Below are 6000 nucleotides of genomic sequence, written 5' to 3'. Positions count from 1 at the left end.
GGAGAGCGGCCTGTCGTGAAGCGTGATCGTGGGCGACCGCCGGTTGCGGGTCGGTATCGTGCGGTGTTGGCGCAAGCGCGTGCCGCTAAGAATCCTGCCAAGCCAAGGGTTGAAAGACGCTAGCCGGTTGGGAATTCGCTTTGGCGTGTCGTGGTGCTTCACTTGCGGCAGGGCCACTCGCCAGGGCAGGTTTCTGGCACACTTAAACGGGTGGACAAAGGCCAACCCAGCTTGCAGGTCCCACACGAGACCATTGACGGTGCCATTCACTTGATGCCGCGTGGCGGGCTGCGCACGGAAGCGGTTGGCCGGTTACGTTTTGGCCATGCCAAACGCCGCCCCCGGTCCCGTGGTGAAGATAGGCGCGGCCAGGTCCCTGGTGGGGTGGGCATCCATGACAGGCCGCCTGAAGTGGAAGGACGCTTAATCCCTGGTCACTGGGGAGGTGACTTGACCAAAGGGAAAGGCAACCGCCCGACGGTAGGCACGATTGTTGAAAGGACCACTTTGTTTACGGTCTTGGCCAAGATGGAGAATGCGCGTGCGGAGTCCGCATTACAGGCTTTAGCCATGTCCTTAACCGTATTGGCGCCCAGCAGCGCTTGTCGATGGCCTATGCTATGGCCAAGGCAGGGAAATGGCGGCACATGCCAAGTTGACTGAAGCGACGGGGGTTAAAGTGTACGTTGCCGACCCACATTGCCCTTGGCGGCGTGGCACCAATGAAAACACCAATGGGTCACTTCGGCAGTGTCTGCCCAAAGGTGAAGGCTTAAGCGTGTCCACCCAAGAAGATTTAGATGTGATTGCGTGGAAGCTAAACGCCCGTCCACGCAAATCGTTAGGTTTCAAATGCCCTGCCGAATTGTTCACACCAGACGCATTTGATTTTAAGCAGCACCATGCTGTGATATTTGCACTTCAACCTTGAAACCGCCCTTCATAAAATATAAATTTTTGCGTTGAAAAGTCATATCGCCCCCGCGAAGCGGGGGGCTTGACGGTTGTTAGCAGCCCCAAGGGCTGCCATGGTTAAGTTTCGGTGGCTCTGTTAAAACGCTCCGTTATCTTCTGACCCCTGTCCCTCCAATTGTTCTTGGTTTCGGATGTATCCCCTGATTTGCGCTTCCTCAAAACCCACAGTAGATACCGCATAACCCCTGGCCCAAAACTTTCCCCGTTGATATTCCTTTTCCGCCCAGAAAATTGGCGGGCTACCGCTATCGCGCTTTTCCCTTTGATATAGCCAACAACTTCCGATACCGCATATTTGGGCGGAATTTGTATCAGCATATGGACATGATCTTGAACCATATGACCTTCCAATATCTTGCTTCGCCTTTGCCCTGCCAGCTCATGGAACACCGTCCCCAAAAACTTTCGAATCTTTCCGTACAGCACTTTCTTTCTATATTTGGGCACAAATACGACATGATATTTGCCCTCCCATTTTGAATGACTTACGCTTTCATACGACATGTGATTGTCTCCTCTTTTCTGTTCAGGCCGCCAAGCCCGAGGGACAATCTACATGTCTTTTAAAACTAAATCTAAAGGCAAAGCCTTGATAGACTCACTGGTCAAACCAGTGGCTTACCTGTCAATGAGTTAATGTTCACAAGGACACCGGATGGCTTGTTTACCCCGCTCAGAACGATGCCGCCGCCGGGCGAGGTTTGCCCTGCGACCGTCAGGTACGAATCTTCCAGGCGGGTATTTTCTCGTTTGGGGCGGGCCAATTCGGCTTGTTGGAGCCTTTGTCCCTCAAAGGGCTGGCTCGTCTGCCGACGTTTTGTCCGCCAAGGATACAACATCGATTCGGCGAGGCCTAAATCCTGCGCCACCTTGGGGATGCCGTCCCGATCCGCACGCCCTAATGCTTGTCCTTTAAACCGTGCATTATATTTGTTGCGGACTACTTGGGGGCTTGGTTCTTTTTTGGTTTTCATTGTTTACCTCGGTTTTAGAGATTACTCTCTTAGCCGAGTGTCCGCTAGATTGGGGCAAGATCAGCATGAGGCTATCGAAACGCCCTTCCATCGGGCTGACTGCGCCATAGGCGTAGGTATACTGTTGCGTGACCATCGCCTTGACCGTTGGGCGAAAGGGCCGGCGACACCAACAATAGCGGGTTTCGCTGATGTGTCCGAAGCGTGCTTCATCCTGATAGCCTCGCGGCGAATACCACTACCATACAAGTTACCCGCCATACGGCCATGGAATAATTTAGCCATCGGTTAACGTAAAAGTAAAAATTCACAAAATTAATGTGAATAAATTAACTGACTAAAAAATGTTAAAAGATATTCTATAGGTGAAGCGTTACGTGGATTTAATGCCTCAGTTAACTTTTGAAAAGCCAACTGCCTATTTTAGCGGGGTCGATTAAGAATAGTGTAGTGGTGTGAGATTGAAAATGCAGAACAAAAACGTGAGCCTAGAAGGGTATCAATAACTTACCGAATCACACATTATCAATGGCTCAATGGATTCCAATAAGGTTTAGGAAAGTAAAGTTAAAAGTGTGGCCTGTTTCAAGGGTTGGAAGCGTAGTTGCTTTGAAAGTTTACATCAACTGCTGGTTGAGATCACATAATACATTTCGAGGATCTTTCCGCTTAATTTTTCTAGTCTATTTGGTTCAATGAACGAGCGGGAATACAAACATTAATGAAGTCAGATTTTCTTTCCTAACGGTCATCGATCATCAGATGAGGGCATTTTAAATGAGCGAGACAGCATCGAACAAAATTGACATAACTGTGGTATGCCAGGAACATAGCATGAAGAATGTCCTGCTCAAGATCAAAATGTGGCATCTCTCGAATCAGCTAGCAAGTAGTTGTATACGACATGTCCAATACGAGAATAACTTGTCAGCTGGTTTGAAGTCCGCCCGAGAGTTTCCAAACAAGAGCATTCTAATTCCCATAGGCTTCAAAGACACAGAAATATTTCATTCGCTCAACAAGCAGGATCTTCAGCACCTGGAAATCATCATCCGTCCCCCAAGAACTGGCAGGCAGGCCAATCCTGAGATTAACGAACAACCTCTAGCGTCTCTCTTGGACTATAACCCTGTGATCAACGTTCAGGACACTTTACCTGCGCTGCGAAAATCCTTGTTAAAGATGCAGCTCAAAAATAAAGTGACTATCCGTGAACTAACCTCCACGGACGATTTTATCCAATACTTCTCGCTTCGCTACAAAATTTGGCGCTCCATGGGCTACTTGTCAAAGGAGTGTGATTGCGAAGATATTGGGCTGGAGCTCAATTATTCTGACCGCACTGCTTATCCGATAGGAGCATTCACCCCGCGTGGTGAATTGATTGGCTGCGCTCGCTTGGTTTTTCCGATAGGCCATGATTCACATCACCTTCCGCTGATCTCCGAATTGGTTGATGGCAAAAAAGACGACAAGCTGACGACTAATTATGAATACCCCCTCACGATGGTGCATCCTTTCGATATTCTGGAATCACTGGCTGGATTCAGATCTTATTTCGCTTGTCTTGTCAGGGATAAAGTAAAGTACGCTGAGGTCAGCAGAGTCATTGTGGCTCCTGAATATCGAGGCGATGGGCTTGGGGAAGTTTTGGTAGATTCATTGCTATCGCTGGCACGGAGATATAGCCTTGGCTTGCTATTTCTGGCCTGCCACGAAGACCTGCACCCTTTTTACCAGCGCTGCGGTTTCAGTGTATTGCCGGGACTAAGCTGCGAGCATTTCGCGGGAGTCAATGCCCCCGCCGTCGCAATGGTTCTCGATTTCAAAAAAGACAAGCACCAGAATATGAATTGATGATGCCCAGAATTGATTATTTAGTTTCGCTGCCCTCATCTGTTTGGGGCGGACCCTGAAGTAACGGTACGCTAAATTAGCTATGGAGACAACGATGGAAGACAAACAAAAGATATTCGCCGCACGCGTTTTGTTCGCTGTCGGTTTAATTCTTTCCAGCTGTTCCGTAGCGATCTTTACCTATATTGTTATTAAGCTGTCTTCGAACCAAGACCGGACACACAATTTAGTCACTGAGCTTGGAACGAATTGGGTATTCGGGAGCCTAGGAGTGTTACTTGTCCTGGGTATAAGTTTTATGGCTCTGCCTTTACTGTCTTTTTTAGGCATCAAAAAGATGGAGTTTTCGAGAGGTGGTATCGGTGTAGACTTTATGATACCGGCAACCAATGAAATTACTCCGCGAAAAAATATTTCCGAAGAGGTAATACAGGAGAAATTCGAATATGCAAAAACTTATGTCGAACAGAACAACACTCAACTACCAGGACAATTCGCGCCCGATTTTCAGGTACTTGATGAAAAACTAGCACTAACTGTTACACCCTGTGCAGATCCGATGACACCGATGTATATGCTGGATCGAAATTTTCGTGTTATCGACTGGAATATCGCTTTTAACTTGTGTTTCGACAGAACCTTGGAAGGTAGGCACGGCAAGAGCATACTAGAGTGGACCTATTTTCTGGACAATTACGAGGAAGTGTTGAGTCACGGTATTGAAGTTTTCGCTGAAGGTAAAATACTACCGCGCATCGATATAGAAAAAATTCAATATACCAGCGACCGTTACGGGAAAATCGAAGGCGTCAAGCGGGCTTATCAAGTCCCTGATGATGATGGCAATTGCCTCGGTTGGCTGATAACGATCAACCCTACTTTCATGGAGGCAGAAAAAGGAGGACTGTATCAGACGGACGTGTTCACAGCCCTTCGAAAAACCTTAATGTGGTCTGAATATGCGCTGTGTTATGACAAGATATTGAATAATTCCCTGATTTATCCGGAACTCATCCATACACTGGCAGGTAATTATAAGCCGGGGCCGCTCCCCATCCGTGAATCTAGCGTCATACTCGATATCGGCGCTGGAACCGGAAACGTTTCGTTCCTTTTGGCTCAGCAGTCGCCCAAAAGACTCATTATTGCCATCGATAATAACCCGCTCATGCTCAATACCTTGCGGCGCAAATGCCAGGCTTACTTGCGGCAGGATGCGCAAGGTTCCGGTATCATCGCTATGAAACAAGACGTGGTTTCGTTGTTTGGCCTCAGCGACGAGTTTTTTGACTACGTGATTATCAACAATGTGCTTTATAGCCTAGATATTGATGCTGCCCTGTGCTGCCTGAAAGAAGCCTGGCGAGTGCTCAAGCCAGGTGGTGAGATCAGGATCAGCGAACCGCAGAAGTGTACTGATCTCAGTAAGGTGCTCGAACAGATTCGGTCCGATCTCAAGAAAAACGGCAAGTACACCGAACTTGAAGCTGATTTCCTAAAACTCTGCCAAATCAATGAATTCTCACTTCAACCCCTACTACACCGTTGGACACTGGATGAAATGGAAAAAGTTCTGTTACAAGACTTCAGTAGCATTAGCTACAAGACCGACCGAATTTATGCCGGCCAATCGATGCTGATTTGCGCGAACAAGTAGAAAGAAAGGTGCATAAAAATTCTAGCTTACACACAAAGTTTTGTGTAGGCACGTCAAGATGAACGACTAAAGTGGTATCAATTGATTCCTGTTTTGTTGTTATTTTCCATCAAGTTATAAACAAGCCTATCCCAAACCGTCGGCGGATTACCCTGATTAGAAGCACTAAAATCCAGAAAAAACGGTTTGATCCTAGAAAGATCATTTCACCACGAAGAACACGAAGGAAAAACAGTTGGTTACAACATAATATTCGTTTAATAACCCTCACCCTCCAGGTGACTGGCGATCATTCGATAACTCTTTGAAATTCTTCGTGCATTTCGTGTTCTTCGTGGTTGAACAGCCGAATTTAGGTTGATCCATCCTACACATGATTTTCCAACAATGCTTGTTAGCCAATAACCAGTGTTGAATAATTTCATGGAAAAAATGTATATAGTGCCAATTAATACACGCTTGCTCAACAGAGTTTTACCGTATCATGTGGATGTAATCGAATTGACGGTTCAGGCCGTCATTATCCCTAAACGGATG

The 6000-nt window shown here is 47.1% G+C and carries 5 protein-coding genes and 2 pseudogenes; 4 read left to right on the top strand and 3 right to left on the bottom strand.

What is annotated here, in order from left to right; genetic code table 11:
• Window positions 1-144: 144 nt before the first annotated feature.
• Together ACLQ6D_RS17930 and ACLQ6D_RS17925 are read left to right on the top strand one after the other, a co-directional pair.
• Window positions 145-663, top strand: a pseudogene (locus tag ACLQ6D_RS17930) (IS30 family transposase); the annotation flags it as partial.
• Window positions 638-931, top strand: a complete 294-nt coding sequence (locus ACLQ6D_RS17925; RefSeq protein WP_411728682.1) for an IS30 family transposase — start codon at window positions 638-640, stop codon at window positions 929-931. The pseudogene ACLQ6D_RS17930 and the gene ACLQ6D_RS17925, both read left to right, overlap by 26 nt.
• A gap of 120 nt (window positions 932-1051) precedes the next feature.
• Here the strand turns inward: ACLQ6D_RS17925 and tnpA are convergent.
• From tnpA to ACLQ6D_RS17910, 3 genes and pseudogenes are all read right to left on the bottom strand, one after another.
• Window positions 1052-1479 (bottom strand): annotated as a pseudogene (gene tnpA, locus ACLQ6D_RS17920) (IS200/IS605 family transposase).
• A 101-nt stretch (window positions 1480-1580) separates the two neighbouring features.
• Window positions 1581-1949: a transposase gene (locus tag ACLQ6D_RS17915; protein ID WP_411728681.1), complete on the bottom strand. Its 369-nt coding sequence runs from the start codon at window positions 1947-1949 to the stop codon at window positions 1581-1583.
• Window positions 1950-2009: 60 nt separating this feature from the next.
• A complete protein-coding gene (locus ACLQ6D_RS17910) occupies window positions 2010-2234 on the bottom strand; it encodes a hypothetical protein (protein WP_411728680.1) in 225 nt (74 codons plus the stop codon).
• A gap of 492 nt (window positions 2235-2726) precedes the next feature.
• Here ACLQ6D_RS17910 and ACLQ6D_RS17905 point away from each other — a divergent pair, with 492 nt between their 5' ends.
• Together ACLQ6D_RS17905 and ACLQ6D_RS17900 are read left to right on the top strand one after the other, a co-directional pair.
• Window positions 2727-3806, top strand: coding sequence for a GNAT family N-acetyltransferase (locus ACLQ6D_RS17905; RefSeq protein WP_411728679.1), 1080 nt, complete (start codon window positions 2727-2729; stop codon window positions 3804-3806).
• A 94-nt stretch (window positions 3807-3900) separates the two neighbouring features.
• Window positions 3901-5463: a class I SAM-dependent methyltransferase gene (locus ACLQ6D_RS17900; protein WP_411728678.1), complete on the top strand. Its 1563-nt coding sequence runs from the start codon at window positions 3901-3903 to the stop codon at window positions 5461-5463.
• Window positions 5464-6000 lie beyond the last annotated feature (537 nt).

The organism is Methyloglobulus sp., from assembly GCF_046714055.1.
GTDB lineage: Bacteria > Pseudomonadota > Gammaproteobacteria > Methylococcales > Methylomonadaceae > Methyloglobulus.
Note: the sequence above shows the minus strand (reverse complement) of the source record. Positions and strands in the feature narration are given on the sequence as shown.